This is a genomic window from Pseudonocardia sp. NPDC049635 (assembly GCF_040659795.1).
Lineage (GTDB): Bacteria > Actinomycetota > Actinomycetes > Mycobacteriales > Pseudonocardiaceae > Pseudonocardia.
This window is the reverse complement of sequence record NZ_JBFAON010000003.1, coordinates 1-25,714: the sequence shown is the minus strand read 5'-3', so window position 1 is coordinate 25,714 and position 25,714 is coordinate 1. Positions and strand designations below refer to the sequence as shown.

The window sequence follows — 25,714 nt, the reverse complement described above, 5'->3', positions numbered from 1 at the left end:
CGGGTGCCTAGGCCGGGGCGGGCAGCAACCGCTCCACCAGGTCGGAGAGCGTGATGATGCCGACCAGTCCGCTCTCGGACTCCACCAGGGCCAGGTGTGCACGCTGCTCGCGCATCGTGTTCACCGCGGTGTTGTAGCGGGTGTCCGCCGGCAGCGTCAGCACCGGACGCATCAGCTCCCGTGCCGGGGTGTTCGGCTCCCGGGTCAGGGTGTCCCGGACGTGCACGTACCCGACCGGTGTGTCGCCGTCGCGCACGATGAGCCGCAGGTGCCCGGTCCGCCGGGCGGTTTCCTGCACGGTCGCGACGTCGTCGTCGGCATCGACCCCGGACGGCTCGTGTGCCAGCTCGCTCAGCGGGGTCCGCTCCAACTCGAGCGCGGTGACGAGCTGGTCGCGCCGCTCCTTGTCCAGCGCGCCGGTCTTCGCCGAGTGGTCGACCAGCTCACGGAGGTCGTCGGCGTTGCGGCCGGAAGCCATCTCGTCGACCGGCTCGACGCCGACCGCGTGCAGGCAGCGGTTGGCGAAACCGTTGAGCACGACCAGCAACGGCCGGGTCAGCACCATGAACCCGCGCATCGGGATGGCGAGCAGGATCGCCGAGCGCTCCGGGTGCGAGATCGCCCAGGACTTCGGGGCCATCTCACCCACCACCAGGTGGATGAAGGTGACCACGATCAGCGACAGGACGAACGAGGTCACCGCGGCGATGCCCGACGCCAGCCCCCAGCCCTCCAGCACCGGCCGCAGGGCGTAGTCGACGGCCGGCTTCGCGACCGCACCGAGCCCCAGCGTGCACAGCGTGATGCCCAGCTGCGAGCCGGCCAGCAGCAGCGACAGGTCCTTGGCGCTGCGCAGCGCGGCCCGCGCGGACGCCGAGGTCTGGGCGGCCTCCTCCAGCCGGTAGTTGCGCGCGGCGACCAGTGCGAACTCGATGGCCACGAAGAACGCGCTCAGCCCCACGAGGGCGATGGACACGACGATCGAGGTCACGCTCATGCCCGCACCTCCTGCTCGTCGTCGGAACCGGCCGGTTCGCCCCACACGAGGTGCACCGCGGACGGGACCCGCCGGTTCACCTCCTGGACGCGGATCCGCAGGCGGCGGTCCGGCTCGTCCGGGTCCTCCGCCGGGATGGCCACCACGATCTCGTCGCCCGGCTCGGGCAACCGCTGCAGCTCGGCCATCACCAGGCCGCCGACGGTCTGGTAGTCGCCCTCGGGCAGCTCGGCGTCGATGAGCCTGCCGACCTCGTCGACGTGCCGGTCACCCGGCACCACCCAACCGTCCTCGGCCTGCAGGGCCTGGTCGGTGCCGTCCTGGTCGTGCTCGTCGGTGATCTCGCCGACGAGCTCCTCGGCCACGTCCTCGACGGTGATGACACCGGCCAGGCCGCCGTACTCGTCGAGCACGCAGGCCATCTCCTCGCCCTCTTCGCGCAACCGGGTCATGACCTGGGGCAGCGGCAGCGAGGAGGGCACCAGAACCGGCGCGCGCATCAGCTCCGACACCCGCACCTCCCCGGCGGAGCGACCGCCCAGGTCGGTCCGCTCGGACAGGGCCAGGACGTCCTTGAGACAGACGACGCCGACCAGCTCCATGGCGTTGTCCGGGTCGGCCGCGTCCGGCGGTGTGCCCAGCACCGGGTACCGGGAGTGCTCCACGGCCATCTGCCCGATCAGGCTCTCGACGGTCGCGTCGTCGCGCACCCAGGACACCCGCGGGCGGGGGATCATCGCCGCCCGCGCCGTCCGGTCGGTGAAGTCGACGACCCGGTCCAGCAGGACCGCGAAGTCCGGCGCGAGATCACCCGAGTCGCGCGAGTCGTCGATGATCGCCTCGAGGTCACGCGGGGTGGCCGAGTGCTCGACGTCGTGCACCGGCTCGATCCGCAGCGCCCGCAGCAGCAGGTTCGACGCGGCGTCGAACAGCTTGATGATCCAGCCGAAGACGGCCAGATAGATCTTGGTGGACCAGGCCAGCCAGAGCGCGACCGGCTCGGGGCGGGCGATCGCCAGGTTCTTCGGGAAGAGCTCCCCGAAGACCATCTGGATGACCGTCGAGAGCAGCAGCGCGAACGTGATGCCGATCGCGAGGCCGATGCCGCTCGGCACGTTCACCACGCCGAGCAGTTCGGCGATGCCGTTGCCGATCAGGGGCTCGGCGACGTAACCGACCAGCAGGCCGGTGACGGTGATGCCGAGCTGGGCGCCCGACAACATGAACGAGGTGCGGCGGGTGATGTCGAGCGCTCGTGCGGCTCCGCTGTCGCCGGCTGCCGCCCTGGCCTTGAGCCGGGAGCGGTCGACGGCCATGTAGCCGAACTCCTGCGCCACGAAGTAGCCGGTGAACGCGGTGATCACGAGGACCACCAGGATGCCGAGCAGGATTCCGAGGATCGTGCCGATCACCGGAGCGTCACCGCCCGGCGGTCGGGCCCGTGGGTACGGGCGGGAACGAGGGCGATGCGGGGTCGCCGTCCGGGTTGCTGCCGGACGGCGCCGGGACTGTCGCTGGGGTCCATGACTCCTGACTCGCGATCGGATGTGTCGTCCACGCGTGAACGCGTGACGGAATAGTACGGTTCCGGCACGCATCCGTCGTGTTGGGCACCTCACGTGTCGCCGATCCGTGATCCCCGGTCCCCGGGCTGGGGCGAGGTGCACGCGCCCGGCCGGCCGCCGCGCCCCCGGGAATTCGCCGGTCCCCGTCGCTACCCTGGCGCTCGTGAGCACCGGTTCGTCCCAGCCCCCCGTCGATCCGCGTCGTGCGCTCGGTACCGCCCTGCGCCGCTGGGCGGCGGGGCCGGCCGCGGGCATCGGTGTGGTCCGGGTCCTGGACCGGCACGGCTTCGGCTCGGTGGAGGCCGGGCAGCTGCTGGCCGGCACCCCGGACGGTGAGATGCGCGGCCGGCTCTATCTCGGTGCGCTCGACGACGCCGCGCGACCGCTCGCGGTCGAGGCCGCCGCCGGCGCGACGGCGGTCCGGGAGGCGCAGGTCGCCGAGTCCTCCGCGGTGGCAGCCGGGCTGGCCTGCGCCGGAGGCGCGACGCTGGTCGGGCATCCGCTGGCCGCCGGTCCTGCCGCGGCACTCGGCGAGGCGCTCGAGGAGGCCCGCCCCGCCGCCCTGCTGTCCACCGTGGACGGCACCTCGGCGCTGGTGCTGACCGGGCCCGACCTCACCACCGGGCACGGCTCGCTGGGCACCGGCGCAGTCACCGAGGCGGCCACCGAGGCGGCCCGCGGGCTGCTGCGCCGCGGTGCCACGGCCACCGCGCAGATCGACGCCGCGGGCACCCCGGTGCTGATCGACATCTGGGTCCCGGTGCCCTCGGTACTGGTGGTCGGCGAGGGAGCGCTCGGTGCCGCGCTGCACGCACAGGCCGGGTTGCTCGGCTGGTCCGCGCGCACCGTCACCACGGTGGACGAGGCGCGGTCGGCCGTGGCCGCCTTCACCGACGCCGACGTGCTGGTGCTGCTCGACCACTCACCGGCGTTCGACGTCATCCTGGTCGAGGGCCTGGCGCACGGCCGCGGCTTCCTCGGCGCGCTCGGGTCCCGCCGCACCCAGTCCGCCCGCCGGGAACGGCTGGCCGCAGCAGGCGTCGGGGAGGACGGGCTCGCCGCGATCCACGGCCCGGTCGGGCTCGACCTGGGCGCCCGGACACCGGCCGAGACCGCGGTGTCGATCGTCGCGCAGGTGATCGCGCTGCGGGCCGGACGGTCGGCGTCGGCCCTGGCGTCCTCGACCGGGCGGATCGGCGGATGAGCGCGGCCTCGTCCCGCCGCGGCCTCGGCGGCCCGGCCCCGGTCGCACCGGAGCAGGCGCACCCCCCGGCCCGCGGCCCGGTCCGGTCCGGGATGACCTGGGGCGGCCGGCTGCTCGTCGGTGGGCTGGTGATGCTGCTCGCCGTGGTGGGGGTGACCGCGCTGCGGGTCTGGCAGGTCGCCCGGGTGGACGACCAGCGCCCGGTGGACGCGGTCGTGGTGCTCGGGGCGGCCCAGTACAACGGCGAGCCGAGCGCGGTGCTCGCGGCCCGGCTGCGGCACGCCGCCCAGCTCTACGCCGACGGGGTCGCCCCGCGGATCGTCACGGTCGGCGGTGGGCGCACCGGTGACCGCCACACCGAGGCCGAGGCCAGCCGGGACTGGCTGCTCGCCCGCGGGGTCCCGGCGTCCGCGGTGGAGGCGGTGCCGGAAGGTGCCGACACCCTCGGCAGCCTGCAGGCGGTCGCCGCGAACGCCCGGGCGCAGGGCTGGTCGTCGGCGTTGCTGGTCTCCGACCCGTGGCACAGCCTCCGGGCGCGCACGATGGCGCGGGACGCCGGGCTGGAGGCCTGGACGTCACCGACCCGCAGCGGTCCGATCGTGCAGACCCGGGAGACCCAGCTGCGCTACATCTACCGGGAGACCGGGGCGCTGCTGTTCTACGCACTCACCCACGCCTCGGTCGACACCGCGAGCTCCGGTCAGGGCTGACGTCGTGTCCGGTCCGGCAGAGCCCACAGCGCCTGCGGTGCCCCCGGTACCGTCGGGGCTCCACATCGGCCCCCGGTCCTGCGCCGTGCCCTCGGCCGGATACACCCCGGCCGACGCGGAGCGGCGGCATCCCGAGCCGCCCAAGGGGTCCGGCCTGGGGGAGCGCGGCCGGGTGGAGCGGCGCAGCCCGTTCTCCCGGGACCGGGCGCGGGTGCTGCACTCGGCCGCGCTGCGCCGGCTCGCCGGGAAGACGCAGGTCGTCGGGCCCGGCGAGGGCGCCGAGGTCACCGGCATCCCGCGGACCCGGCTGACGCACTCGCTGGAGGTCGCCCAGATCGGCCGTGGCATCGCCGAGGAACTCGGCCTGGATCCCGACATCGTCGACGCGGCCGGGCTGGCCCACGACATCGGCCACCCGCCGTTCGGGCACAACGGTGAGCGTGCACTGGACGAGGCCGGCGCCGGCTGCGGCGGGTTCGAGGGCAACGCCCAGACCCTGCGGATCGTGACCCGTCTGGAACCGAAGGCGCGGTCCACCGACGGGCGCGGCCCCGGCGGGCTCAACCTGACCAGGGCGACCCTGGACGCCGCGACGAAGTACCCGTGGCCCCGGCGCGGCGCCGAACGCAAGTTCGGCGCCTACGCCGACGACCTCCCCGCCCTGGAATGGGTACGGATCGGGGCCCGGCCCGGTGTGCGCTGCATGGAGGCGCAGGTCATGGACTGGGCCGACGACGTCGCCTACTCGGTGCACGACGTCGAGGACGCGGTGCTGGCCGGCCGGATGGACCTGGCCGTCCTCTCCTCGCGGTCCGAACGCGAGGCGCTCGCCGCGGACGCCGCACGCCGCTTCGGGACCGACGCCGGTGCCTGCGCCGAGGCCGCCGCGCAGCTGGACGCGCTGCCGGTGGTCCGCGCGGTGCACGGCCTCGACGTGCGCACCGCAGGGAGCGACGACCTGGTCGCGATGAAGCGGCTGACCAGCGAGCTCGTCGGCCGGTTCGCGCTCGCCGCGACCGACGCCACCCTCGACGCGTACGGTGACGCACCGCTCGCCCGCCACCGCGCCGATCTCGTCGTCCCGATCGAGGCACAGGCCGAGGTGGTGCTGCTCAAGGAGCTCGCCACCCGTTACGTGATGAGCGACCCGCAGCGGCTGGCGATGCAGGCGCGGCAGCGCGAGCTGCTGCACGAGCTCGTCGCGACCCTCGCCGGGCGGGGCCCGGACGGTCTCGACCCGGTCCGCACCGAGGAGTGGGTCGCCGCGCCGGACGACCGGGCCCGGTTGCGCGTGGTGATCGACCAGGTCGCGCTGCTCACCGACCCGCAGGCGGTGGCGTGGCACCGGTCGCTGGTGCGCGGCGGTTGAACGGCCCCACCCCGGTCGGCCGCCGTGCGGTCAGGCGCCGCTCTCGGTGCGCTCGGGGGTGCGCGTCCACGGCCGGGTGATCAGCCACCAACCGGCCACGACGAGCGCGAACTCGACGAGCAGGTACCACGGCCATGGACCCAGCAGATCCAGCAGCGACGGGTTCGACGGCTTGTGGTTGAGGAAGCCGTAGTTGGTGCCCAGCGACGAGTTGACGGTGAACGCCACGACCGCCCAGCCGACGGTCGCCGCGATCGTCACCCGCATGCCGCGCCAGGTCGGCCGGATCCCGACCCCCCAGGTCAAGTAGAGGGCGGCCCAGGTCACGAACAGGTGCAGCGCCCAGAAGTCCAGGAACTCGATGCGCGGGAAGTCCGGCGCGTCCAGCGCCGGGGTGAGCACGGCCTGCGGGGTGAGCGTCAGCCCCCAGTAGTAGGTGAGCGCACACGCCCACCACCGGTGCGTCCACAGCGCGTACGCCGCGGCCATCCAGCTCAGGTCGCTGAGCTGCAGCGGCAGGGACGTATGGACGTCCCAGTTCTCCGGGAGCAATCGCCGCACCTGCATCGACACCTGGAACGCGACGATCACCAGAGCGAACACGCGGCCGGTCGCGATCTGGGCCGCGGTGCCGCGCATCCGCCGCCCGGCGAGCACGAGCAGCACGGCGACGACCGCGCCGATCGCCAGCGCCGTCCAGTGTGTCGTGCCGTAGGGCACGAAGACGTCGTCGTCCGGCTGCACGTCCCCGCTTCTACCGGTGCCCGCCCCGCGCCGCCACCGGGGCCGGACGTCGCAGCCGGCTAGCGGAGGCTGATCGCCGGGAGCAGCGCGTCGTCGTCGGTCGGGACCGACCGGTCCGGGCAGCTGCCCAGCACCCGGGCGATCGCGTCGCGTTCGGCGGCGGTGACCCACAGGTCGTACTTGGCCTTCACCGCGACCTGCCGCGCGACGTAGGCGCACCGGTAGCCGGTGTCCGGCGGAAGCCAGGTGGCGGCGTCCCCGTCGCCCTTGCGGCTGTTCGTCGGGCCGTCGACGGCGATCAGGTTCAGCGGGTCGTTGCCGATCTGCTCGCGCGTCGTGGCGTCGAGTTGCTGGGCACCCTTCTGCCAGGCGTCCGACAGCGCGACGACGTGGTCGATCTGTACCCGTTCGCTGGTGCCCTGGCCGCGGGTGAACGAGATCGTCCGTCCCGTGTAGGCGTCGCGCAGGGTGCCGGTCAGCACGACGCAGTCGTGCGTGCCCGCCTTGAAGACCTCGCGCTCCATGTCCCGGGCCAGTACCTGGTTGCGCTGGTCGCAACCGTCCCGGTCGATGTCGGCCCAGCGGCGGCCGAACTCGGTGCGGGCGTACCCGGTCTTCGGCGCGCGTCCTTTGACCTCGAGGGTCCCGAGAACCGCGACCGCGTTCCCCGCTGCCGGGTCGGCCGGTTCACCGACGCCGGGGCCTTCCCCCGGGGTGAACCCGGACTCCACGATCTCGGTATCGCCCGTCGCCGAGCCGGGGCCGGCAGCCCACACGTCGACGAACGATCCGGGGGCACCACACCCGGCCAGCACCAGTACCGCCGCCATGACCGCGACGACATCCACACGAGCACGCACCCGACGATGATCGCGATCGCGAACGTGGGAACCGTGCCGGACACGCCGGGAGGTTGGTCACCTGGTGCCAGGCCCGCCCGATCGCGGGTCGGCACTCCGAGGACGGTACGACGAATCGGGCCCGGGCGGGTCACCGGAGGGACCCGCCCGGGCGGTGGTGGTCAGGGGACGCGGGTCGACGGAGGAGAACGCTGGTCGGGGCGGATCCGGCGCCTGCCGCCGACCGGCCGCCGTCGCTCGGCGGACCGGCCGCGACGGTGCCGCTGCCGGTCCGGGCGCCGGACACCGACGGTGACCGGACGACCCTGTCGCCCGGTGGCGCGCAGCGGGGCGCCGAGCGCGGGCCACGGACCGGATGCGGCGACGATCGCCAGGAACTTCTCCTCGAAGACCGCGTCGACCCGGGGGCCGATGCCCTCGGCGTCGGCAGGTGCCGGGAGCGCCGTGAGCATCGGTGCGGGATCGGCGGTCACCGCTACCACCTCCCTCGCGGTCCGGTCACTCGCTCCGTCCTCGGACGGAGCGAGCTGTACCCGGATCAGGCGTTGATCTGGGTGCGGTCGGTTGAGTGCCCGGACTCGATCGTGATCGAGCGCGGCTTCGCCGACTCGGCGACCGGGATCCGGATGCGCAGCACGCCGGCCTCGTACGAGGCGTGGATCGCGTTGGTGTCGAGGTTGTCGCCAAGGAACAGCTGGCGCGAGTAGACACCGTAGGCACGCTCGGAGGCGACCCACTCGATCCCGTCAGTGGTGCCGGCATGGCTCGGACGGCGCTCGGCCTTGACGGTCAGCGTGTTGCGCTCGACCGACAGCTCCACCGCGTCGGGGTCGATACCGGGAAGATCGAACTCGACCACGAACTCGTCGCCGTGACGCCAGGCGTCCATCGGCATCGCGGCCGGCCGGGACCACGTCCCGCCCGACTCGAAGGCCTGCGCGGCCAGCCGGTCCAGTGCGCGGAACGGATCAGTCCGCATCAGCATGTCGAACCACCCCTTCCCAGCGGCCGGTCAGCACAACCGCCGCTCCGGCCAGCTGTCTCATCTCGTCGTATCTGTCGTCCGGAGGTCGTTCCCTCCGAATACCTGCAGTGTGCACTAGAGAATTCTGGTTGTCAAGGGTGTCGGTCAGACTTTCGGGTGACGGCTGAGGTCGTCGATCTCGCGCCGGAGTCGGTCCACCTCGGCGTATGCCTCCAGCAGTCGGGACTCGCTCGTCGACAGGTCGGAGCGGAGCTGGTCGATGCAGGACGCCGATTCCAGCGAGTGGCCGTCGTCCAGCAGTTCCCGCAGCCGGGCGGCGTGCTCGAGCTGACGACGGGAGTAGCGGCGGTGGCCACCGGCCGAGCGGTGCGGGGTCACGATGCCCGCGCTGTCGAGACTCCGCAGGAACGCCGGTTCGACGTCGAGGACGTGGGCGGCCTCGCCCATCGCGATCGACGGGTAGTCCGGATCGTCGAGTCGGTCCAGTCCCATGCGCGTGTCCTCTCGTACCGGTCGGCAGCAATGGTCACGTTGCCGAGGACATAAATCTACGTCTACAACTGTAGATAATACGTAGCGATCGTCGTGGCCGGCGGGTCGGCCGCCCGCCGCGCGATCTCCTGGCCGACGGTGCGACCGGTACCGACGCTGTGAACGGCGCCGGCAGCCCTGGCAGCCCTGGCGGCCCTGGCGCACTGGTGGGGGAAGTGAGAGGAGGAGGTTGGAGAGGATGTTGCGGGCGGTGATGCCAGGGGTGCTGCTCCTGGCCACCGCGGTCGGGGTGCTGTGGATCGTCGGTGCAGCGCCCACGGTCGAGTGGATCGACCGTGGAGACGACCTCGTGTGGGTCGTGGGGGCGCTGCTGCTGATCCCGCTCGCGACCGCCGTGCTGAGCATGTACGACGAGTGGGCGGCTGCTCGCCGGGACCGCTCGCGCGACGACCGGCGGGTCGGGGCGTCCTGAACCCTGCGGGCGGTTCGCGGCCGGCAGCCGGTGCGGGTGCGGTCCGGATCGCTTGTGCTTGCCACCTCGGCGGGCGCACGATGAGGTGGGTCCGTGGTCGGATCCCGCTGGCTGGTGCCCGTACTGAGTGTGCTGTTCGTCCCGCTCTGGGCATCCGGGTTCATCGCGGGCAAGATCGCGACCAATCACCTTGAGGTTCCTGCGGTCCTGCTGTGGCGCTTCGTGATCGCGCTGGCCGTGATGCTCGCCGCTGCCACGGTGCTGCGGCCTTCGCTCCCGGTCGGGCGAGCCTGGCTGCACCTGGCGGTCACCGCTCTGCTGCTGCAGGTCGGCCAGTTCTCGTTCGTCTACTCCGGGCTCGCCTCGGGGGTGCCCGCCGGCCTCTCCAGCCTGATCCTCGGCATGGCGCCGCTGCTGGTCGGGCTGCTCACGCCGCTGCTGCTCGCGACCCGGCTCGGTGTCGCCCCGGTGGCCGGGCTGCTGATCGGTGCCACCGGCGTCTACGTCGTCCTGGCCGACGACCTGAGCGGCGGTCTCGGTGGCAACGTCGTGTTCCCGGTGCTCGGCATGCTCGCGCTGGCCGCCGGGACCCTCTACCAGAAGCGGTTCAACGACCGCACCCCCGTCGTGACCAGCGTCGTCGTGCAGATGGCGACGTCGCTGGTCGCCACGCTGGCGGTGTTCCCCTTCCTCGGAGTCGCCTGGCTGCCGCCGACGTCGGGCGGCTGGCTGGCCGTCGGCTGGCTCGGGGTGGTCAACTCGGCGGGCGCGTTCGTGCTGATGTTCCTGCTGTTGCGATGGCGGTCGACGGTCTACGTGTCGTCGCTGTTGAACCTGGTGCCCGCGACGACGGCGCTCACCGCCGTACCGGTGCTCGGCGAGCCGCTCACCCTGCAGGCCGTGCTCGGCCTGGCGATCGCACTGGTCGGGATGTTCGTCGGGATCGGCAGACTCCCCGGCAGGTGGGGTCGTCGCGACCGGCCCGGGGACAACGCCGGGGCGGCGCCGGCGGGGGCCGCGGTCGGACGGCGTTGACCCGCCGCGCCTAGAATCGGCCCCGTGGCGGGACGGATCCGGGACTCAGACATCACCGAGGTCCGCAACCGCACGCGGATCGAGGAGATCGTCGAGGAGTACGTCGCGCTGCGCCGCGCCGGGGCGGGGTCGCTGAAGGGCTTGTGCCCGTTCCACGACGAGAAGTCGCCATCGTTCACCGTCCGGCCCTCGCACGGCACCTTCCACTGCTTCGGCTGCGGTGAGCACGGCAGCGTCATCGACTTCGTCATGAAGATGGAGATGGTCGGCTTCCCCGAGGCCGTCGAGCGGCTCGCCGACCGGTGCGGCGTCCGGCTCACCTACGAGGGTGGCGGTTCGTCGGTGCAGCGCGACCGGGGCACCCGCAGTCGCCTGCTGGAGATCAACAAGAAGGCGGCGGAGTTCTACGCCGAGCAGCTGCGCACCCCGGCCGGCCGGCCCGCCGTGCAGTTCCTGGCCGAGCGCGGGTTCGACGACGCCGCGGCCGAGAAGTTCGGCTGCGGTTACGCCCCGGCCGGTTGGGACACCGTCACCAAGCACCTGCTCGGGCAGGGTTTCCAGCTCGACGAGCTGATCAAGTCCGGGATCTCCAAGGAGGGCAGGCGCGGCGCGATCGACCGGTTCCACCGGCGGCTGCTCTGGCCGATCCGTGACCTCGGTGGCGACGTGGTGGGTTTCGGCGCGCGCCGGTTGTTCGACGACGACGGCATCGAGGCCAAGTACCTCAACACCTCCGAGACACCCGTCTACCGCAAGACGCACGTGCTGTTCGGCCTGGACCAGGCCAAACGGGAGATCGCGAGGTCGCGGCAGGTCGTCGTCGTCGAGGGGTACACCGACGTGATGGCGATGCACCTGGCCGGAGTGCCGACCGCCGTCGCGTCCTGCGGGACGGCGTTCGGGTCCGAGCACGTCTCGGTCATCCGCAGGCTGATCGGCGACGACTCGTTCGACCGCGGCGAGGTCATCTACACCTTCGACGGCGACGCGGCCGGCCAGAGCGCCGCGATGAAGGCGTTCGAAGGTGACCAGAGCTTCGCCGCGCAGACGTTCGTGGCCGTCGCGCCCGACGGTCAGGACCCGTGCGACCTGCGTAACAACCACGGTGACGCCGCGGTCAGGGACCTCGTCGCGCGGCGCGAGCCGCTGTTCGAGTTCGCGATCCGCACCGAGCTCCGCACGCACGACCTGGGCTCGGCCGAGGGCCGGGTGGCCGCGCTGCAGCGCACGGTCCCGCTGGTCGCCCGGATCAAACGGGAGGACCTGCGCGACGAGTACGCCCGCCGGCTCGCCGGCTGGGTCGGCTGGGACGACATCGCCGTCGTCGTCCGGCGGGTGCGGGAGACCGCCGGAGCGCCGGTGGAGGGCCGCTCGCGGCGCCGGGAGGCACCCCCCGCACCGCGTCGCGGTGACGCCCAGCTGCACCTGCAGCGGGAGGCGCTCAAGGCGGCACTGCAGATCCCCGGCATCGTCGGGCCCGGGTTCGACGAGCTGCCCGAGGCAGGTTTCACGCACCCGCAGTTCGCGGCCGTGCACCGGGCGATCATGGCTGCGGGCGGGGTCCAGGCCGGGTTGGACGGCCCGGCCTGGCTCGACGCCGTCGTCGCGCAGGTGGCCACCGACGACGTGAAGCGGCTGGTCAGCGAGATGGCGGTGGAGGATCTCGAGTTGCCGAAGCGGAACACCGACGAGGTGCGTTACGTCAACGGCGTTCTGGCCGGTGTGCGGCTCGGCCTGGTCGAGCGGGAGATCGCCGACCTGAAGTCGCAGCTGCAGCGGACCAACGCCACCACCGACTTCGAGGAGTACAACGAGCTGTTCGGCGTGCTCGTGCCGCTGGAGCAGTACCGGATCGCGCTCCGCGAGCAGGCCGCCGGGGTCGCGTCGTGACCGGCTTGTGGCGTCGGCTGTTCGGCCGCGATCCGGTGCCGGACGCGATCGCCGACAACCTCGCCGCCGAGGAGGCCGTCGTGGCGACGGCGGAGGTCTCCGGCGGGGGGACGCTCGTGGTCACGTCCTGGGGAGTGTGGCCGCCGTCCGGGGAACGGATCGGGTGGCACGAGATCGCCAAGGCCGCCTGGGACAAGACCTCCCTGGTGGTGACGCCGACCGTGGCGGAGGAGATCGGCCCCGCCGTCGAGCTCCTGGCCGACGCCCGCCCGATCCGCTACCGGCTGACCGAGCCGGGGAAGGTGCCGCAGGCGGTGCACGAGCGGGTCACGCAGTCCATCCGCACGCGCAACCGCCGCGAGCTGCCCGGGGGAGGGGCCTGGGTGCTCCAGCGCAAGGTGCCCGGGCGGGACGGGCTCGTCCTGCAGGTCCGTCCGGACGCCGGCACCAACCCGGTCGCGGCCCGCCGGCTCGCGGAGGGCCTCGCCCGGCGGCTGCCGGGCACGTCGTGAACCCGTCCTGGGACCCGGGGCTCTACCGGTCCTTCGACGACCACCGTTCCCGGCCGTTCCGCGACCTCCTCGCGCGGGTCGGACCGCTGGACCCGGCGCTGCCCCGGGTGGTCGACGCCGGATGCGGACCCGGGCATCTCACCGGCCTGCTCGCCGGACGCTGGCCCGAGGCGCGGGTCGAGGCGTTCGACTCCTCGCCGGAGATGGTCGCCGCGGCCCGTGCCGCCGGGATCGTGGCGACCCGGGCCGACGTGCGGGACTGGACCCCACCGCCGGACACCGGCGCGATCATCACCAACGCGGTTCTGCAATGGGTGCCCGGGCACCCCGAGGTGTTGCGGCGCTGGACGACGGCGCTGGCACCGGGGGCGTGGCTGGCGATGCAGGTGCCCGGCAACTTCGACGCACCGTCACACGCCCTGACCAGGGAGGTGGCGGCGCTGCCGCGCTGGCGGAACCGCCTCTCGCTGCGTGGGACCGAGACGGTGCTCCACCCGGGCGGCTACGCCGAGCTGCTCTCCGCGGCGGGTGGCGACGTCGACGTCTGGGAGACCACCTACCTGCACCGGCTCGACGGGGAGGATCCGGTGCTGCGCTGGATCTCCGGAACCGCGCTGCGGCCGGTCCGTGATGCCCTCGACGAGGGCGGCTACACCGCGTTCGTCGACGAACTCGCGCCACGCCTGCGCGGCGCCTACCCGCCGGACGCCGAGGGATACACCTGGTTCCCGTTCCGCCGGGTCTTCGCGGTCGCCCGCAAGCGGTGAGCGGCGCCGTCCGGTCGCACGAGGCTCCCTCGCTCAGGCGGCGCCGTCGGTGCGGTCGCCGCGCGCCTTCTGGATGACGCCTTCCACGCCCGCCTGCGCGACACCGGCCGCGCCCTGGACGGCAGGATGATCCACGGCCCGGCGGTAGGTACGCACCAGCTGGTCGTAGCGCTCCCGCCCGGCTCGGGTGCCGAGGACGTACCCGACAGCAACTCCGACGAGGAACCTGACCATTCCCCTCACCTCCCGACCGCGACCGTACCCGGACCCCCGGGAGCCGTCGTGCCGCACCCGGATGCGGCGCCGACCTGCGGTAACGGCCGCCGAACGGGGGGTTGCCGAGGTGTTCCGGAGCGTGTTGTAGAGTTCTGTGCATCGCCGGGACGACCGTCCGGGCGGTGTGAACGGTCCTCCGTAGCTCAATGGCAGAGCACCCGACTGTTAATCGGGCGGTTATTGGTTCGAGTCCAATCGGAGGAGCATTTCCCCAGGTCAGTGACGTGATCCGGGTAGCGACTCAAGATCGGCCCCCAGGAAACCCCCACTAATGGGTTCCGGGGGTCGACGTGTTTCCGAAGACCTCCAGGACCTCCTTGGCTCCGGTCGCGGCCACCTTGCGGCCGAAGTAGAAGTCCTGCGTCATCGAGATCTTCGAGTGGCCGAGCTGGTCCGCGGCCTGACGGGCCGAGAGGCCGGCGTCGTCCATCAGCGTCGCGACCGTCTTGCGGTAGACGTGCGAGGTCACCCAGCCGAAGCCCGCCCGGGCGAAGATGTCCCGCAGGTCCGCCTGGGTGTTCGACGGATCGCGAAGCCCACCCATGACGGCGGGGAACACCGGGTCCTGGCCATCAGCCTCGGGAACGGCGGCCCGGCGCTCGCGGAGCATCGTCAGCGCCCAGCTCGACAGCTCCAGTGTCCGGTACCCGCTCTTGCTCTTCGGCTTCCACTTGATCGACAGGCCCTGTCCTTTGATCCGGATGACCGTGCCCCGCACCTCCACGGTTCCGGCGTCCAGGTCCAGCGCGTCCCAGGTGACCGCGGTGGCCTCTCCGATCCGCAGGCCGGTCGCCAGCATGAAGTCGGTCAGCTCGACCAGGTCGAGATCGCGGCACTTCTCGTCCTCGTGCAGCTTGGCGCGTAGCTCGATCGCCTCGGGTAGTGTGAGCGCCCGCGTGGACGACCGGTCGCTCTCGATCCGCCCGACGTCGCGCACCGGGTTGCGGTCCATCGCGTCGTGGCGCACCGCCAGCCCGACCATGCCGCTCAGCACCGTGCGCACGGTCTTGGCCGCCGCGGTCCCGTGACGGTCGTGCACCTCGATCACGAACCGGTCGAGACGGCCGGTGCTCAGCTCCCGCACCCGGAGACGTCCGAGCCCGTCACGTACGTGTCGTTCGAACTGGAGCCGGTAGAGCGCGAGCGTGTTCGGCGACCGCTTGCCCAGCGAGACCGCCCGCTCGATCTCCGACAGCCATAGCTCGCCCAGCTCACGGACCGTCGAGTCCGCGGAGATCTCCCCGCTGCGCGTCGCCCGGCCCCGGTCACGAAGCGCTGCAAGCAACGTCTGCTCCGCGCCGGCCGAACTGGACCCCACCCGCTCCACGTGCCGGATGACGCCGTCGTGGTCGCGGAACTGCGTCCGGGCCCGGTACCGCTTCGGGCCCAGCTTGTAGATCCGTATGCGGCCGTGCGTGCCGATCGGCAGGGGCGGGCGGGCCATCACGCCACCTCGTCCCGCAGCGACGCGACCCACTCGCGGACGTCGTCGGGGATGTAGCGGACGTGCTTGCCCATCCGGCGGCCGCGGGGTCCGTAGCCCTGGCAGCGCCAGCGGTAGAGCGTCTGGACGGGGATGCCGAGGTATTCGGCGACGTCCTTGACGCCCCACAGCTTCTCGATCCCGTTCATGACGTCCTCCCGTGCTCGGTGCTGCGGGTGCGGCGTTGCTCGCGTCGTCGTTCGGCGATGCTGAGTGCGATCTCTCGTTCGGCGTCGTTGCGGTGGCCGATCTGGACGACGGCCCAGTCGTTGACCACCAGCACCGCCCCGGGCTCGGTGGGGGTGTCCAGGGCCGCCAGGGTCTCGCCGAGCCGGTAGCTGCGTCGGTCGCCGCGGATCGCGCCGAACGTCGTCGAGTACGCGCGGGACTTGGTGAGGAAGTGGCCGCGGAAGCCGAGCATGTGCGCCCAGCGGCGCAGGTTCAGCTCTTCGTACTCCTCGCGTCCGCCGAGCTCCCACGCCGTTTCGATCAGGCGCCGGTGGTGCCCGGTGATGTCGAGGTGGCGCAGGTGGGCGATGTCGCGGATCGGTCTGTCGGTGGCCTCGCTCTTGCCGGTGCCTTTGGTGGCGTACTTCGCGATGTAGGCGGCCAGGGCGGTGTCGGTGATCTCGCCGTCGTCGTTCTCGAGCGCGGCTGCGGTGGTGGAGGTGATCGGGCGGATGTCGACCTGGGTGCCCCAGGCGAGCAGCAGAGGTGTCCCGTCCGGGCGGTCGACCACGAGCGAGACGTCCCGGGCCGCCTCACGCATCGCGGCGTTCAACGCTTCGACGGTGATCCCAGCCGGTGGCGTGGTGGTGGGCCCGTCGGGGCCGTCGAGGCGGACGACGGCGTGGAAGTGGACCAGGCCGCGGCGTTGGTATTCGGCGACTTTGGCGTAGGACAGGCGGGCGTGGTCGCGGAACTCGCGCACCTTCACGCCGAGCATCTGCGCGAGGATGCGGCGAAGCCGGATCGCGAAGCGGTTCCACAGCTTGCCCGCGTGGGCCTGCCACAGGACGGCGCCGGTGTAGTCGTGCGTGGTCGGGTCGAGGGCGGTCCCGACACGGGGGTCGTCGCGGTGGTGCTTGTCCCCGCACCGGCAGGGCACGACCAGGCCGCGGGCGGTGACCCGGCGGGAGTGCACTGCCCCGAACGACGGCGCGGTGAGGGTGACGAACAGCCGCGGATGCGCAGCCGCTGTGTCGGGGACGCCCTTGCCGCCGGCCATCCCGGACCGCAGGAGGTGGTAGGCGTCGGACGCGTAGCGGTCCGAACACGCCGGACACACGCTGGCGCGCCGGTTGCCGCAGGGGGCGAGGATGTCGCCTTCCCGTTCGGTGAGGACGGTGCCGGTAGCGCGGTCGTAGATCCGCGACGACCCGGACAGGTGGATGGGTGCGGCGCAGCCGCCGATGGCGGTGACCTCTCGGCGCCAGGTCTGGAAGCCGTCCGAGCGCAGCAGGTGCGACAGGTCCGTGTCGTGCTGGTCGTGCTGGGTTGTGGCAGCCGTGTTCACGGCATCCCTCCCGGGGATCTGTGGCAGATGGGGGCTCCGGTCCCGCCGGGAGCTGGTCTCACAGCGGCGGGACCGGGTCGGAGCGGTATTCAGCGGCGCGGGTGGAGGCGGTGTTCGTGGTCGATCTCGACCGGGCCGGGGGTGTAACCGTGGTGGCGGGCCAGCAGCCGGGCCGCGGCCCGGTAGGAGGAGGCGTGGCCGACGAGGGCGCCGTGGTCGTTCTCGACCCGGTAGCGGCCCTTGTCGCGCAGCACGGTGCCGCCGTGGCCGGTGTCGCCGAGGACGACCAGGGCTTTGCCGGGTGCGACGACGTCGATGCCGATCAGCCCGGTGGAGCGCTGCGCCGCCTTCCTCGATCCCGAAGCCGGTGCCGGTGCCGGTGCCGGTGCGGGTGCGGGTGTGGGTTCCGGGATCGGTCGCAGGTGGGCCCAGCGCGAGACCATGTCGCGGGTCTGCTTCGGCACCAGTACCGAGCGGGCTGGGCCTTCCTGGCGTGCGTGGTGGAGGTGGTGGCTGCCGCCGAGCCGGAGGTGTCCGGTGTCGAGGAGTTGGACCACGGTGTCCCCGTCATGCCGGGAGACCGCGTCCGCGCATCCCGGGCGGGCAGGATCGGCCCGCAGCACCAGCCCGGAGCGCTCGATCACGAACAGACCCGGGTCCTGGGCGAGGGCGACGATCCGGGCGACCTCCCGCGGGTCCTGCGTCGCCGCCGGGCCGTGCTCGGGTGTCTCGACGGCGACCGGGTCACCGAACAGCGCGCCCTGCACGGTGCCGGTCATGCTGACCACCACCAGGTGGAGCGGGCCTCCCAGGACCATTCGCGGGCGAGCTGGCGGATCACGTACCACTCGGCGACCAGCACACCGGCGGTGATGCCCCAGAACCACCCGGAGTCGGTGCCGAGGGAGAGCCACGCGCCGCCGACGATGAGCGCGAAGAGCAGGGTGAACTTGGCCCAGGTGCGCAGCACCCATCCGGTGGTGGAGCCCATCAGGCGGCCCCCCGATCGGTGCCGTCGACGTCATCGCCCTCGGTGCTGTCGGTGTCGTCGTGGAGGTCGACCACCTCAGCTGCCGGTGGAGGTGTGCACCGCTGCACCAGCTCGGCGATGTCGGCGTCGGAGACGAACGCGGCCCGGAACCGGACCGGGAGCCGGGAGCCCTTGTCGATCACGAACCCGATCCCGGCATGCCGGGCATCCCCGGGGATCTCATCGGCCAGCGCTCCCCGCTCGCGGGCGCCTTCACCGAGGACCATGTCGACGTGTGAGGCGGCGGTGACGCCCAGGCAGATCCGCTGAGTGAACAGCTCCCGCACGTCCACCACGTCCTTGGACGGTTCCTGCAGATGCCCGTGGACCGTGAACAGCGACGCCCGCCCTTGGGTCATCACCTCCGCCAGCAGCCGCAGGGCGTCGCGCACGCTCGACCGGTCGCCGTAGGCGGTGAGCATGGCCATCTCGTCGATCACCAGCAGCTCCACCGGCGTCCCCACGCTCGGGGTGCAGGCGCGGATGTTCTGGTCGCGCATGTCGTCCTGCCGGTCCCGCATCGCATCCCGGAACTCGGTCAACAGCTCCAACGCTTGAGGCATGGTGGTGGCGTAGCGGTGGAACAGCGGCGCGCCCTGCTCGGTCTCCACCCCGCCCTTGAGGTCGACCATCCACACGCGGACGATCCCGTCGCGGATGCACGGCCCGACCCCACGCAGGGTCGACCAGAGCACGGAGCCCTTGCCTGCTCCGGAGGCGCCGGCCACGAGGCGATGGCCGCCGATGACGGGTGCGGTGAAGGGTTCGCCGCGTTCGTTGTCGCCGATCTCCACCGCACCCAGGTCCACATCCTCGACCTGCTCGGGGATGTCGGGAGCGGGGATGGTGCGGGTGAAGGGCAGCTCCCACTCGATCACGATCGCCACGACACCCGGGCGGTGGCGGGTGATCGCGACCCGGTGCGCGATCAGCGCCTCCCACAGCACCGAGGAGCGCTCCTGCCAGAACGCCACGTCCTGGCCGCGAACCATCCGCACGTAGACGGTGTCGATCGAGGACGACGACGACCGCACCCGCAGCACGCGGGGCACGAGCTGGTCCCCGGTATGCCGATGCTCCCGAGTGAGCCCGCAGTCGGCCATGAGCTGTGTCCACCGTCGGCCGCGGTAGACCGTCCACCGCCGCCACACGGCCCGCAGAGCAGGAGCGGCGAACCGGTCGAAGCTCGCCGGATGGCACCGCCCCCACACCGCGACCGAGGCGACCAGGGCGCCGAGCACGGCGGCCGTCACGAGCGGCCCGAGCACCAGCGCCAACCCGACGATGATGAGCGGGAGGGCGACGAATCCGGGATGCCGGGCCAGCCACGCCAGGGCCTGGACCTCACGCCCCGGAGGCCGGGTGGCACGCCCGCCACGGGTGCGGGCGGGGCCGTTGATGCGGGTTGCTGAACTATGCTTGGTCATTGCTACCAGTCCTCACCAGAGTTGTCGGGTAGCAGAGGGCGTCCGCTGTGTGTTTCCGCCAAGAATCCGTGCAGCGGACGCCCCCACCACCCGAAGTGGGTCATTTCTGTTCGCGCAACGCGCCGCGCGCCGAGTCGAGTTGCACCGTCAGGTGCGCGACATCGCGGGCGAGATTGTCGTGGGTGTTCTTGAACCCACCGGTCCGGTACGGGATCCCGTGCAGTGAGCGTTTGAGTTCCCGCATGGCGGCGTCGATGTCCTCCACCACGCGATCCACAGCTTTCGACATGTCATTTTCTCCATTCGCGGGAGACCAGCTCGGCTTCCCAGCGCTTCGCCGACGCCGACATGACCTGCAGGGAGCGGTGGGCCTTCTTCGCCGCCGCGCTCATCTCCTCCCCGCTCGCGCGCGACCAGGCGTGCCGAGCGGTCACGCCGGCCTTGGCCGAGACACCTTTGGCGTTCTTGCGTTCACCGCGGCGTTCGGCGTCGCGGGTCTTGGCGGTGAGCTTCTCCGCCTCGGCGTCCCCGACGAGCTGCAGGGCCCGCCAGAACTCGCCGTACTTGCGCAGCGCGCGCCGGTTGACCTTCGGCAGTGTCGTGACCCGATCGCGGGCCCCGAGACTGAACGCCATGTCAGACGCCCTTGCGGATGGCGAGCTGTGCCAGGCGCAGGCCTTCGGCGACCCCGGCCCGCCACGCCTGCTCGGTCGGGATCACCGGTGCCTCGGTGCGGGCCCAGCGACGCCGTTCGATGTCCAACCGGCGCACCAACCGCCCCACTCCCGAGGTGGTGCGCTGCCGAGCGTTCGTGGTCGTGTTCATGCCGTCATCTCCATTCGATTCCGCGACCCGGAATCTGTCCGGTCGCTGGTTTCGCCTTCTCCGAAACAGCCCGGGCAGACCCCGGAACCGCCACACGCCTGGCACTCGATCCCGTCGATCGAGTCGCCGTAGCCGTCGCACACATCGCAGGCGCGGCTACCACTGCATTCGCCACACACCACCGGTGATCACCCCTGATCGGAGACACACGTGTCCCCGTCTCGGAACTACTCGGATGTGCCGGAAAAAGGTCCGGCGGAATTGAATGGGCCGCCGGGTCAGGCGGCCGGGCCGCTGATCTCGCGGACCCTGTTGCGGTTCTGGTGCTGTTCGGTCAGGTCGCGCTCGGCCTGGGCCAGTACCTCCCGGAGCCGGGTCAGATCGGCCCGGGGAAGGAACAGCGTGACGGTCCCACCGGAGCCGGTGAGGTCCACCGTGGCTCGGTCCTCACCCGGGTAGAGGTGCACCGGGAACGTGGTCGACTCGTAGACGTAAATGTCGACCGTGACCGTCGAGGACGGCAACCAGTCCGGGCGGCTCACTGCTCGCCGCCGTCGTGGTCCTTGCCCCGCCGCCCGGGCGCGGGTGCGGGGTGGGCGTGCTTGAGCCCGGCCGCCTTGAACGCGATCCCCGACACCGTCCGACCATCCGGCGACTCGATCGAGTACGGGTTGATCCTCGGATCGATCAACTGCACCCGCACGTCCTCCGGAAACCCCTCCCCGGGATCGGCGGTCAGGGTCACCTTGATCTCCTCACCCTTCGGCGCCCGCTGCCCCGCCGCCACCTGCAACTTCGCGAACAGCGACACCACGAACTGCATCACCCCATCCCGATCGGTCACCGGCACCTCCGCACCGTTCGCGTCCTGACGGGTCTTGGGTGCGGGTGGCTCCACCACCGTGAGCTTGTAGCCATCGAGCACCACCGGAAGATCCCTCATCGCTGACTCCTCTCCACCCCTCATGACTGGACGTCTAGGGGAGTGAGGTTGAGAGTAGAGGACGTCTAGACGAGCTGCAAGAGCGGGTCTGGTCGGTCGGGGTTGTCGCTGGTCAGCGTGCGGGGATGTCGTACTCCAGCACGTAGGCGGGGGCGGCTTTGACGGTGTCGCAGACCTCTACGGGGACTCCGCTGGTGTCGTAGGCGGTGCGTACGACGACCAGGACCGGGACGCCGTCGGGAAGTTCCAGGCGGCGTCGTTCGTCGGCGGTGGGCATCCGGGCGGTGACCTCTTCGATGAAGTGGTCGAGGATGTGCCCGGTCTCCTCCAGGCGCGCGTAGATCCCGCCCGGACCGGTGTTGGCCTCCAGGATCGCCGTGCCCTCCGCGACTGCCAGCGGCAGGAACGACGTCGCCACCTCGATCGGCCGGTCATCGGCCAGGTAGCGCCGGGAGCGGACCGCGACCCGCTCGTCATCGGACAGCCGCAGTCGCTCGCGTACATCGGGTGGGGGAGCGGCGCGGGTGATCTCAATCTGGTCAACCGTCGGCCGCACGCCGGCTTTGTCCGCCTCGGCCAGGAAAGCGGCCTGTCCGGCGTCGCGGTGCTTACGTGCGAACCGGTCCGAGGCGAGGCGACGAACGGGGGCGGGCATGCGCACGAACACCCCCCGCCCGTGCTCGGCCACCACGCGGCCCTCGGTGCGTAGCTCCTGGATCGCCTGACGTGCTGTCATCCGGGCCACCGAGTAGTGGCGGGTCAGCTCGGCCTCGGACGGCAACCGGTCACCGGCGCGCAGGTCACCGCGGTCGATCGCAGACCGCAGGTGGTCCGCGATCTGCCGGTACGGTGGCCGGCCGTCCTGCCGGTCGATCTCACCGAGTTGCACGCCACTCCTCCAGTCGTCCAGACGAGGCGTTAGCATATCCGAGCAAGCATGGTGGCAAGTATCAGGAGGCGGCGACATGTCCGACACGCCCAAGCACTCGGTGAGTGTGGCCGGAATAGTCGTGCGCGGCGACGGTCGAATCCTGGTCATTCAACGCCGCGACAATTCTCACTGGGAACCGCCCGGCGGCGTCCTGGAGCTGGGGGAGACCTTCGAACAGGGCGTCCGCCGTGAAGTCGCCGAGGAGACCGGCATCGCCGTCGAGGTCGAGCGGCTGACCGGCGCCTACAAGAACCTGCCCCGTGGCATCGTCGCCCTCGTCTTCCGCTGCCGCCCCACCGGAGGCGAGGCCATCACGACCGACGAGTCCCGCCGCGTTGACTGGCTCACCCCCGACGAGGTCCGCGCTCACATGGACCCCGCCTACGCTGTCCGCGTCCTCGACGCCCTCACCGACCACCCCGCATCACGCGCCCACGACGGCGTGCAGCTCGTAGCCTCCTGACCTCGAAGGACGGCGCCAGGGCGCGCCGTGTTTATAGTCTCCATTCGGTATCAAGTGGCGCCTGCGGCGCCGGGCTCCCGCTCCCTCACGGGGGTAGCCCCGGGCTGCGGCCTCCGGCCGGTCCCGGGGCTACCGTGGTCTATTTGGTGGCTACAGGCGGCGACGTACCTTATCCGCCCGCATCTCTTCCTCATCAAAGTCTGATGTGTAGTACCGCGAAGCCAGCACTTCAAGAAGCGTGACAACCTGTTCTCCTTCAACGGCCAGTCGTCCAGTTTCGTCGAAGAAGTCATCGGGCTCTAGCTGTCGCCGACTGATCACCTCGCGGATCTTCTCGTTGGTCCTGGCCGCCCATTGATCAGCAGTAAACGACGAAATATCGCGGAGAAGGCGTCGCGCTCGAACTTTCCGACTGGTAATCAGAGCGAGTTGGTCCCCAAGGTCATCTCCGCAGCTGATCGAGCTTGTGATCACGTTAACGTGCTCAGGGATAAGCTCTTTAGAGAGTTCCAAGTCTGCGAATAAGCGCTCGAAAGCTAACGGTCGCAGGACTGCAATCTCCTCGCCGCTTACGACGATATCGACGTCAGGCTCGAGAACGAAAACGGGGCGGTCGACTTCGCTGAGGGTGTCGCTGAAGATTGTCATCCAGCCACCAGCTTTAGCTACCCTCTGGGGCGAGGACTGCTTAACGAATGCAACAGTTCCCCCACTCTTTCGACGCACAACGATAGCGTAGAAAAGGAAGTTTCGACGCAGTTCCGGCGCGGTGTACCAGTCGTCTGAATCAAATGCAGTTGACAGGATCGAGTACAGCTCGGTTCCTTGGTCGGACTCCTCGTCGGCAAGCTCGTTCGAGATCGTCGAACGTTGAGTGAGCTCAGACACGGTGGTTCTCAGGTACTCGCCTGGGTCCAGATGTAGATCCGAATCGTAGGGAACTCGGGTCTTTGTCTGCAGCTCAAGCAACCATCGCCTGCAAGCCTGTAGCAGTGCGTCCGCCAGATCCTTCTTGATCTCCACTCGACCGGCGGTTAGGTTCTTTGAACCGGGGCGTGGACGGAACCCGAGGACTAGGGTTACCTCGTCTGCAAGGTCTAGCCGTGTCCAGTCCGTCGGCTCATCCATGGTCTGGAGTCTCCTTCGTGCTTCTCGATGAGCCCTCCGGTCGCGCGCACAACGCGGATGTCGTCTCCTGCCTTCGGAGGGGTGGAGCACACGAGTATACGGGACTGCCCATTTACTGTGACCCGGACCACCCTCCTGCCTAGGAGGTATATCAATGGGTTGATCAGGGCAAGGTCTGAATTGATAGATACTACGAGCAGGACTAAGAAGAAGACTCCATACGATATTATGTCGCGCATCGTGGGCTCGCCGGGGGCAAGGAATGGCAGGAGGTGGCTCGCCAGAAAGCCGCTCACTAAGTTGCCTGCATCTTCCACTGATTGGACTCTATACGTGTAGGAGTTCACCTGTCTTGAATAATGAAGAACTATCGAAAGTGCACTGAGTATCCCAATGCACCCCAGGGTGTAGAAAACTCCTTGAGTCCAGGGATTCTCGTAGCGAATCGCGAATAGAAAGAATAGAACTGAGTAGGCGCTGACAAAGAGTCTTGCTCGAAATAAGAGTTGCCCCGGCGTCCGGTCCGAACCTCTGCCAACTCGCATCTCAGCACCTCCTTGTCAAACGTACGTTCGAAGACTACCGGTTCACCACGACAAGAACCTGCCCTCGCCGGGCGGCAGACCTCCGGGATGGTGGGGTCGTGCCATCCCGTCAACCTCCCGGAGGGCTACCGCACGGCCGCCCGTGGGCAGCAGCTCCGCATCGTAAGGCGCCGGTGTGCGTCGAGGGGCTGCCCACGAACGACCGTGCGGTCGGGCTGCGCCAGGCCGACGGGATGGCACTCGAACCGCAGCGGGGCATGTGGGGGAGCGGGTCGGCGAGGGGTTTCCTGGGCCGTCTCCGGGCCGTCTGGGCCGTCGTGGGTCCGTCGGAGACCACCCGACAACGAGAAACGACGCTGACCTACGGGAGAAGGTACCCGCTGGTCAGCGCCGTTTCAGAGCCTGTGATCAGGCAGCCTGCTTGGTCTCCCAGAAGATCTTGTCGATCTTTCAGATCTGGCGGATGGGTCGGGCCGGGTTGCCTGCGACGAGGACGCGATCAGGGACGGCGTGGGTGACGACGCTCCCTGCCCCGACCACGGCGCCTGCCCGATGGTCACGCCGGGGCAGACGATGACCCCTGCTCCGAGCCAGGTGTTGCTGCCGATGTCGATCGGAAGTGGACGTTCCCAGCCCTGGCGACGGCGGTCGTGGTCCTCCACGGGGTGCTGTGCTGTCAGGAGTTGGGTGCGCGGCCCGATGCGGACGTCGTCGCCGATCGTGATCGTGGCGTCGTCCATGAAAAGGGCGTCGAGGTTGACGAAGACGCGGTCCCCGAGGGTGATGTGGCTGCCGTAGCTGCACAGGAAGCGGGGCAGCACCACGACGCCGTCACCGACTTGTCCGACGATGTCGCGGAGGAGCGTTGCACGTTCGTCGTCGTCATCAGCGCCGGTCGCGTTGAACCGGTCGAGGAGGCGCCAGCAGCGACGTCGGTCGTCGACGAGGTCGGGTGCGTCGAGGTACCAGCCGTTGCGGAGCATGCGTTCCTTGTGCTCGCCCACCCTTCCGATCCTGCGTCCCGAAGGTCCGCGGGTACAGATCCGGTACTAATTAGCCCGGCCAGCGACACCCAATGACGACCGGCCACCACCAGCGAATCCGCAGCTCAGCGACCGGATCGGCGGTGTTTCGGGTGGTCGGAGTTTCCCCAGCGGCAGTACATCTCCTACTGCGGCGCCCTCGCCGGCGGGCAGACCTCCAGGATGGTGGGCCGTGCCATCCCGTCGACCTCCCCACGGGCTACCGCATGCCCGCCCGCGGGCAGCTCCGCACGATCGGCTGCCGATCGGTGTCGAGGAGCTGCCCACGAACGACCGCGCGGTCGAGGTGCGCCGAGGCCGAGGGATGGCGTTCAAGGTGCAGCCGAGGCGTGTGGGGAGCGGGGCCAATGGGGGCTCCTGGCCGTCTCCGGGCAGTCTGAGCCGTCGCTGAGCCGTGAGACGCCACCTGTCGCCGGATCCTGAACTCTGACCCCCAGGCGTTCCGGGAATGTTGACCCCCTCCCGACGCTAGGGAGGTGTTGAACGTGGAGGACTGGGCGGA

Annotated in this window: 31 protein-coding genes, 1 tRNA gene and 1 pseudogene; 10 read left to right on the top strand and 23 right to left on the bottom strand. The window is 70.6% G+C overall.

Annotated features, from left to right (window positions below):
* Nucleotides 1-7: 7 nt before the first annotated feature.
* Together AB0J24_RS04880 and AB0J24_RS04875 are read right to left on the bottom strand one after the other, a co-directional pair.
* A complete protein-coding gene (locus tag AB0J24_RS04880; RefSeq protein ID WP_358675545.1) occupies nucleotides 8-997 on the bottom strand; it encodes a hemolysin family protein in 990 nt (329 codons plus the stop codon).
* Nucleotides 994-2,409 (bottom strand): hemolysin family protein, encoded by a 1,416-nt coding sequence (locus AB0J24_RS04875; protein ID WP_358675542.1) that lies wholly within the window; start codon nucleotides 2,407-2,409, stop codon nucleotides 994-996. The genes AB0J24_RS04880 and AB0J24_RS04875 overlap by 4 nt, the downstream gene beginning before the upstream one ends.
* A 316-nt stretch (nucleotides 2,410-2,725) precedes the next feature.
* On the opposite strand from AB0J24_RS04875, the gene AB0J24_RS04870 reads away from it, so the two are divergent.
* The 3 genes from AB0J24_RS04870 (at nucleotide 2,726) to AB0J24_RS04860 (ending at nucleotide 5,845) form a co-directional block, all read left to right on the top strand.
* The gene (locus AB0J24_RS04870) at nucleotides 2,726-3,766 is read left to right on the top strand and encodes an XdhC family protein (protein ID WP_358675539.1); all 1,041 of its coding nucleotides are present in this window, start codon (nucleotides 2,726-2,728) and stop codon (nucleotides 3,764-3,766) included.
* A gap of 92 nt (nucleotides 3,767-3,858) precedes the next feature.
* The gene (locus AB0J24_RS04865) at nucleotides 3,859-4,476 is read left to right on the top strand and encodes a YdcF family protein (protein WP_358676424.1); all 618 of its coding nucleotides are present in this window, start codon (nucleotides 3,859-3,861) and stop codon (nucleotides 4,474-4,476) included.
* A gap of 85 nt (nucleotides 4,477-4,561) precedes the next feature.
* Nucleotides 4,562-5,845 carry a deoxyguanosinetriphosphate triphosphohydrolase gene (locus tag AB0J24_RS04860; RefSeq protein ID WP_358675536.1) on the top strand — a complete coding sequence of 428 codons (1,284 nt, stop codon included), beginning with the start codon at nucleotides 4,562-4,564 and terminating at the stop codon, nucleotides 5,843-5,845.
* 30 nt (nucleotides 5,846-5,875) lie between these two features.
* On the opposite strand, the gene AB0J24_RS04855 is transcribed toward AB0J24_RS04860, so the two are convergent.
* The 5 genes from AB0J24_RS04855 to AB0J24_RS04835 all read right to left on the bottom strand — a co-directional run bounded on the left by AB0J24_RS04855 (nucleotide 5,876) and on the right by AB0J24_RS04835 (nucleotide 8,926).
* On the bottom strand, nucleotides 5,876-6,589 hold the full coding sequence (locus tag AB0J24_RS04855; protein ID WP_358675534.1) for a TIGR02206 family membrane protein: 714 nt from the start codon (nucleotides 6,587-6,589) through the stop codon (nucleotides 5,876-5,878).
* 59 nt (nucleotides 6,590-6,648) lie between these two features.
* On the bottom strand, nucleotides 6,649-7,449 hold the full coding sequence (locus tag AB0J24_RS04850; RefSeq protein WP_358675532.1) for an HNH endonuclease family protein: 801 nt from the start codon (nucleotides 7,447-7,449) through the stop codon (nucleotides 6,649-6,651).
* Nucleotides 7,450-7,610: 161 nt separating this feature from the next.
* The gene (locus AB0J24_RS04845; RefSeq protein WP_358675529.1) at nucleotides 7,611-7,922 is read right to left on the bottom strand and encodes a hypothetical protein; all 312 of its coding nucleotides are present in this window, start codon (nucleotides 7,920-7,922) and stop codon (nucleotides 7,611-7,613) included.
* 65 nt (nucleotides 7,923-7,987) lie between these two features.
* Nucleotides 7,988-8,434 carry an Hsp20/alpha crystallin family protein gene (locus tag AB0J24_RS04840; RefSeq protein WP_358675526.1) on the bottom strand — a complete coding sequence of 149 codons (447 nt, stop codon included), beginning with the start codon at nucleotides 8,432-8,434 and terminating at the stop codon, nucleotides 7,988-7,990.
* A 144-nt stretch (nucleotides 8,435-8,578) separates the two neighbouring features.
* Nucleotides 8,579-8,926, bottom strand: coding sequence for a helix-turn-helix domain-containing protein (locus tag AB0J24_RS04835; protein WP_358675523.1), 348 nt, complete (start codon nucleotides 8,924-8,926; stop codon nucleotides 8,579-8,581).
* Between the two features lie 238 nt (nucleotides 8,927-9,164).
* Here AB0J24_RS04835 and AB0J24_RS04830 point away from each other — a divergent pair, with 238 nt between their 5' ends.
* The 5 genes from AB0J24_RS04830 to AB0J24_RS04810 all read left to right on the top strand — a co-directional run bounded on the left by AB0J24_RS04830 (nucleotide 9,165) and on the right by AB0J24_RS04810 (nucleotide 13,602).
* On the top strand, nucleotides 9,165-9,398 hold the full coding sequence (locus AB0J24_RS04830) for a hypothetical protein (RefSeq protein ID WP_358675520.1): 234 nt from the start codon (nucleotides 9,165-9,167) through the stop codon (nucleotides 9,396-9,398).
* A gap of 93 nt (nucleotides 9,399-9,491) precedes the next feature.
* Nucleotides 9,492-10,433, top strand: a complete 942-nt coding sequence (locus tag AB0J24_RS04825; protein ID WP_358675518.1) for a DMT family transporter — start codon at nucleotides 9,492-9,494, stop codon at nucleotides 10,431-10,433.
* Between the two features lie 24 nt (nucleotides 10,434-10,457).
* Complete coding sequence (dnaG, locus tag AB0J24_RS04820) at nucleotides 10,458-12,323, top strand: DNA primase (RefSeq protein WP_358675512.1); 1,866 nt, start codon at nucleotides 10,458-10,460, stop codon at nucleotides 12,321-12,323.
* Nucleotides 12,320-12,835: a hypothetical protein gene (locus tag AB0J24_RS04815; protein WP_358675509.1), complete on the top strand. Its 516-nt coding sequence runs from the start codon at nucleotides 12,320-12,322 to the stop codon at nucleotides 12,833-12,835. Before dnaG ends, AB0J24_RS04815 begins: the two co-directional genes overlap by 4 nt.
* On the top strand, nucleotides 12,832-13,602 hold the full coding sequence (locus AB0J24_RS04810; protein WP_358675506.1) for a trans-aconitate 2-methyltransferase: 771 nt from the start codon (nucleotides 12,832-12,834) through the stop codon (nucleotides 13,600-13,602). Before AB0J24_RS04815 ends, AB0J24_RS04810 begins: the two co-directional genes overlap by 4 nt.
* Before the next feature lie 33 nt (nucleotides 13,603-13,635).
* On the opposite strand, the gene AB0J24_RS04805 is transcribed toward AB0J24_RS04810, so the two are convergent.
* Nucleotides 13,636-13,836: a hypothetical protein gene (locus tag AB0J24_RS04805; RefSeq protein WP_358675503.1), complete on the bottom strand. Its 201-nt coding sequence runs from the start codon at nucleotides 13,834-13,836 to the stop codon at nucleotides 13,636-13,638.
* 174 nt (nucleotides 13,837-14,010) lie between these two features.
* Between AB0J24_RS04805 and AB0J24_RS04800 the strand changes: the two genes are divergently transcribed.
* Nucleotides 14,011-14,082 (top strand) — tRNA-Asn (locus AB0J24_RS04800).
* Between the two features lie 64 nt (nucleotides 14,083-14,146).
* On the opposite strand, the gene AB0J24_RS04795 is transcribed toward AB0J24_RS04800, so the two are convergent.
* The 12 genes from AB0J24_RS04795 to AB0J24_RS04740 all read right to left on the bottom strand — a co-directional run bounded on the left by AB0J24_RS04795 (nucleotide 14,147) and on the right by AB0J24_RS04740 (nucleotide 21,991).
* Nucleotides 14,147-15,322 carry a site-specific integrase gene (locus AB0J24_RS04795; protein ID WP_358675500.1) on the bottom strand — a complete coding sequence of 392 codons (1,176 nt, stop codon included), beginning with the start codon at nucleotides 15,320-15,322 and terminating at the stop codon, nucleotides 14,147-14,149.
* Nucleotides 15,322-15,510: a helix-turn-helix domain-containing protein gene (locus AB0J24_RS04790; RefSeq protein WP_062401553.1), complete on the bottom strand. Its 189-nt coding sequence runs from the start codon at nucleotides 15,508-15,510 to the stop codon at nucleotides 15,322-15,324. Before AB0J24_RS04790 ends, AB0J24_RS04795 begins: the two co-directional genes overlap by 1 nt.
* Nucleotides 15,507-16,877, bottom strand: coding sequence for a replication initiator (locus AB0J24_RS04785; RefSeq protein WP_358675497.1), 1,371 nt, complete (start codon nucleotides 16,875-16,877; stop codon nucleotides 15,507-15,509). The genes AB0J24_RS04790 and AB0J24_RS04785 overlap by 4 nt, the downstream gene beginning before the upstream one ends.
* Nucleotides 16,878-16,966: 89 nt before the next feature.
* On the bottom strand, nucleotides 16,967-17,656 hold the full coding sequence (locus AB0J24_RS04780) for a hypothetical protein (protein ID WP_358675494.1): 690 nt from the start codon (nucleotides 17,654-17,656) through the stop codon (nucleotides 16,967-16,969).
* Nucleotides 17,653-17,868 carry a hypothetical protein gene (locus AB0J24_RS04775; RefSeq protein WP_358675491.1) on the bottom strand — a complete coding sequence of 72 codons (216 nt, stop codon included), beginning with the start codon at nucleotides 17,866-17,868 and terminating at the stop codon, nucleotides 17,653-17,655. The genes AB0J24_RS04780 and AB0J24_RS04775 overlap by 4 nt, the downstream gene beginning before the upstream one ends.
* Nucleotides 17,868-19,334: an FtsK/SpoIIIE domain-containing protein gene (locus AB0J24_RS04770; RefSeq protein WP_358675488.1), complete on the bottom strand. Its 1,467-nt coding sequence runs from the start codon at nucleotides 19,332-19,334 to the stop codon at nucleotides 17,868-17,870. Before AB0J24_RS04770 ends, AB0J24_RS04775 begins: the two co-directional genes overlap by 1 nt.
* A 100-nt stretch (nucleotides 19,335-19,434) precedes the next feature.
* A complete protein-coding gene (locus AB0J24_RS04765) occupies nucleotides 19,435-19,623 on the bottom strand; it encodes a hypothetical protein (RefSeq protein ID WP_358675485.1) in 189 nt (62 codons plus the stop codon).
* 1 nt (nucleotide 19,624) lies between these two features.
* Entirely contained in the window at nucleotides 19,625-19,969 is a 345-nt protein-coding gene (locus tag AB0J24_RS04760) for a hypothetical protein (RefSeq protein ID WP_358675482.1), read from the bottom strand.
* Nucleotide 19,970: 1 nt separating this feature from the next.
* Nucleotides 19,971-20,159: a hypothetical protein gene (locus AB0J24_RS04755; RefSeq protein WP_358675480.1), complete on the bottom strand. Its 189-nt coding sequence runs from the start codon at nucleotides 20,157-20,159 to the stop codon at nucleotides 19,971-19,973.
* A gap of 278 nt (nucleotides 20,160-20,437) precedes the next feature.
* On the bottom strand, nucleotides 20,438-20,701 hold the full coding sequence (locus AB0J24_RS04750) for a hypothetical protein (protein WP_358675477.1): 264 nt from the start codon (nucleotides 20,699-20,701) through the stop codon (nucleotides 20,438-20,440).
* Complete coding sequence (locus AB0J24_RS04745; protein ID WP_358675474.1) at nucleotides 20,698-21,102, bottom strand: hypothetical protein; 405 nt, start codon at nucleotides 21,100-21,102, stop codon at nucleotides 20,698-20,700. Before AB0J24_RS04745 ends, AB0J24_RS04750 begins: the two co-directional genes overlap by 4 nt.
* 112 nt (nucleotides 21,103-21,214) lie before the next feature.
* On the bottom strand, nucleotides 21,215-21,991 hold the full coding sequence (locus tag AB0J24_RS04740) for a GntR family transcriptional regulator (RefSeq protein ID WP_358675471.1): 777 nt from the start codon (nucleotides 21,989-21,991) through the stop codon (nucleotides 21,215-21,217).
* Between the two features lie 76 nt (nucleotides 21,992-22,067).
* Here AB0J24_RS04740 and AB0J24_RS04735 point away from each other — a divergent pair, with 76 nt between their 5' ends.
* Nucleotides 22,068-22,496 (top strand): NUDIX hydrolase, encoded by a 429-nt coding sequence (locus tag AB0J24_RS04735; protein ID WP_358675469.1) that lies wholly within the window; start codon nucleotides 22,068-22,070, stop codon nucleotides 22,494-22,496.
* Nucleotides 22,497-22,646: 150 nt separating this feature from the next.
* Here the strand turns inward: AB0J24_RS04735 and AB0J24_RS04730 are convergent, their stop codons facing one another.
* The 3 genes and pseudogenes from AB0J24_RS04730 to AB0J24_RS04720 all read right to left on the bottom strand — a co-directional run bounded on the left by AB0J24_RS04730 (nucleotide 22,647) and on the right by AB0J24_RS04720 (nucleotide 25,173).
* Complete coding sequence (locus AB0J24_RS04730; RefSeq protein ID WP_358675466.1) at nucleotides 22,647-23,624, bottom strand: hypothetical protein; 978 nt, start codon at nucleotides 23,622-23,624, stop codon at nucleotides 22,647-22,649.
* Nucleotides 23,594-23,971 carry a hypothetical protein gene (locus AB0J24_RS04725; RefSeq protein WP_358675463.1) on the bottom strand — a complete coding sequence of 126 codons (378 nt, stop codon included), beginning with the start codon at nucleotides 23,969-23,971 and terminating at the stop codon, nucleotides 23,594-23,596. The genes AB0J24_RS04730 and AB0J24_RS04725 overlap by 31 nt, the downstream gene beginning before the upstream one ends.
* 648 nt (nucleotides 23,972-24,619) lie before the next feature.
* Nucleotides 24,620-25,173: pseudogene (locus AB0J24_RS04720) on the bottom strand (sugar O-acetyltransferase).
* Between the last annotated feature and the right edge of the window lie 541 nt (nucleotides 25,174-25,714).

What these genes read in the sequence shown, in the direction of transcription:
- AB0J24_RS04830 (WP_358675520.1), top strand. Translation starts at nt 9,165, where the DNA reads ATGTTGCGGGCGGTGATGCCAGGGGTGCTGCTCCTGGCCACCGCGGTC.
- AB0J24_RS04745 (WP_358675474.1), bottom strand. Translation starts at nt 21,102, where the DNA reads ATGAGGGATCTTCCGGTGGTGCTCGATGGCTACAAGCTCACGGTGGTG.
- AB0J24_RS04795 (WP_358675500.1), bottom strand. Translation starts at nt 15,322, where the DNA reads ATGGCCCGCCCGCCCCTGCCGATCGGCACGCACGGCCGCATACGGATC.
- AB0J24_RS04880 (WP_358675545.1), bottom strand. Translation starts at nt 997, where the DNA reads ATGAGCGTGACCTCGATCGTCGTGTCCATCGCCCTCGTGGGGCTGAGC.
- AB0J24_RS04780 (WP_358675494.1), bottom strand. Translation starts at nt 17,656, where the DNA reads ATGACCGGCACCGTGCAGGGCGCGCTGTTCGGTGACCCGGTCGCCGTC.
- AB0J24_RS04765 (WP_358675485.1), bottom strand. Translation starts at nt 19,623, where the DNA reads ATGTCGAAAGCTGTGGATCGCGTGGTGGAGGACATCGACGCCGCCATG.
- AB0J24_RS04775 (WP_358675491.1), bottom strand. Translation starts at nt 17,868, where the DNA reads ATGGGCTCCACCACCGGATGGGTGCTGCGCACCTGGGCCAAGTTCACC.
- AB0J24_RS04865 (WP_358676424.1), top strand. Translation starts at nt 3,859, where the DNA reads ATGACCTGGGGCGGCCGGCTGCTCGTCGGTGGGCTGGTGATGCTGCTC.
- AB0J24_RS04840 (WP_358675526.1), bottom strand. Translation starts at nt 8,434, where the DNA reads ATGCTGATGCGGACTGATCCGTTCCGCGCACTGGACCGGCTGGCCGCG.
- AB0J24_RS04755 (WP_358675480.1), bottom strand. Translation starts at nt 20,159, where the DNA reads ATGAACACGACCACGAACGCTCGGCAGCGCACCACCTCGGGAGTGGGG.
- AB0J24_RS04735 (WP_358675469.1), top strand. Translation starts at nt 22,068, where the DNA reads ATGTCCGACACGCCCAAGCACTCGGTGAGTGTGGCCGGAATAGTCGTG.
- AB0J24_RS04805 (WP_358675503.1), bottom strand. Translation starts at nt 13,836, where the DNA reads ATGGTCAGGTTCCTCGTCGGAGTTGCTGTCGGGTACGTCCTCGGCACC.
- AB0J24_RS04790 (WP_062401553.1), bottom strand. Translation starts at nt 15,510, where the DNA reads ATGAACGGGATCGAGAAGCTGTGGGGCGTCAAGGACGTCGCCGAATAC.
- AB0J24_RS04760 (WP_358675482.1), bottom strand. Translation starts at nt 19,969, where the DNA reads ATGGCGTTCAGTCTCGGGGCCCGCGATCGGGTCACGACACTGCCGAAG.
- AB0J24_RS04730 (WP_358675466.1), bottom strand. Translation starts at nt 23,624, where the DNA reads ATGGATGAGCCGACGGACTGGACACGGCTAGACCTTGCAGACGAGGTA.
- AB0J24_RS04770 (WP_358675488.1), bottom strand. Translation starts at nt 19,334, where the DNA reads ATGACCAAGCATAGTTCAGCAACCCGCATCAACGGCCCCGCCCGCACC.
- AB0J24_RS04835 (WP_358675523.1), bottom strand. Translation starts at nt 8,926, where the DNA reads ATGGGACTGGACCGACTCGACGATCCGGACTACCCGTCGATCGCGATG.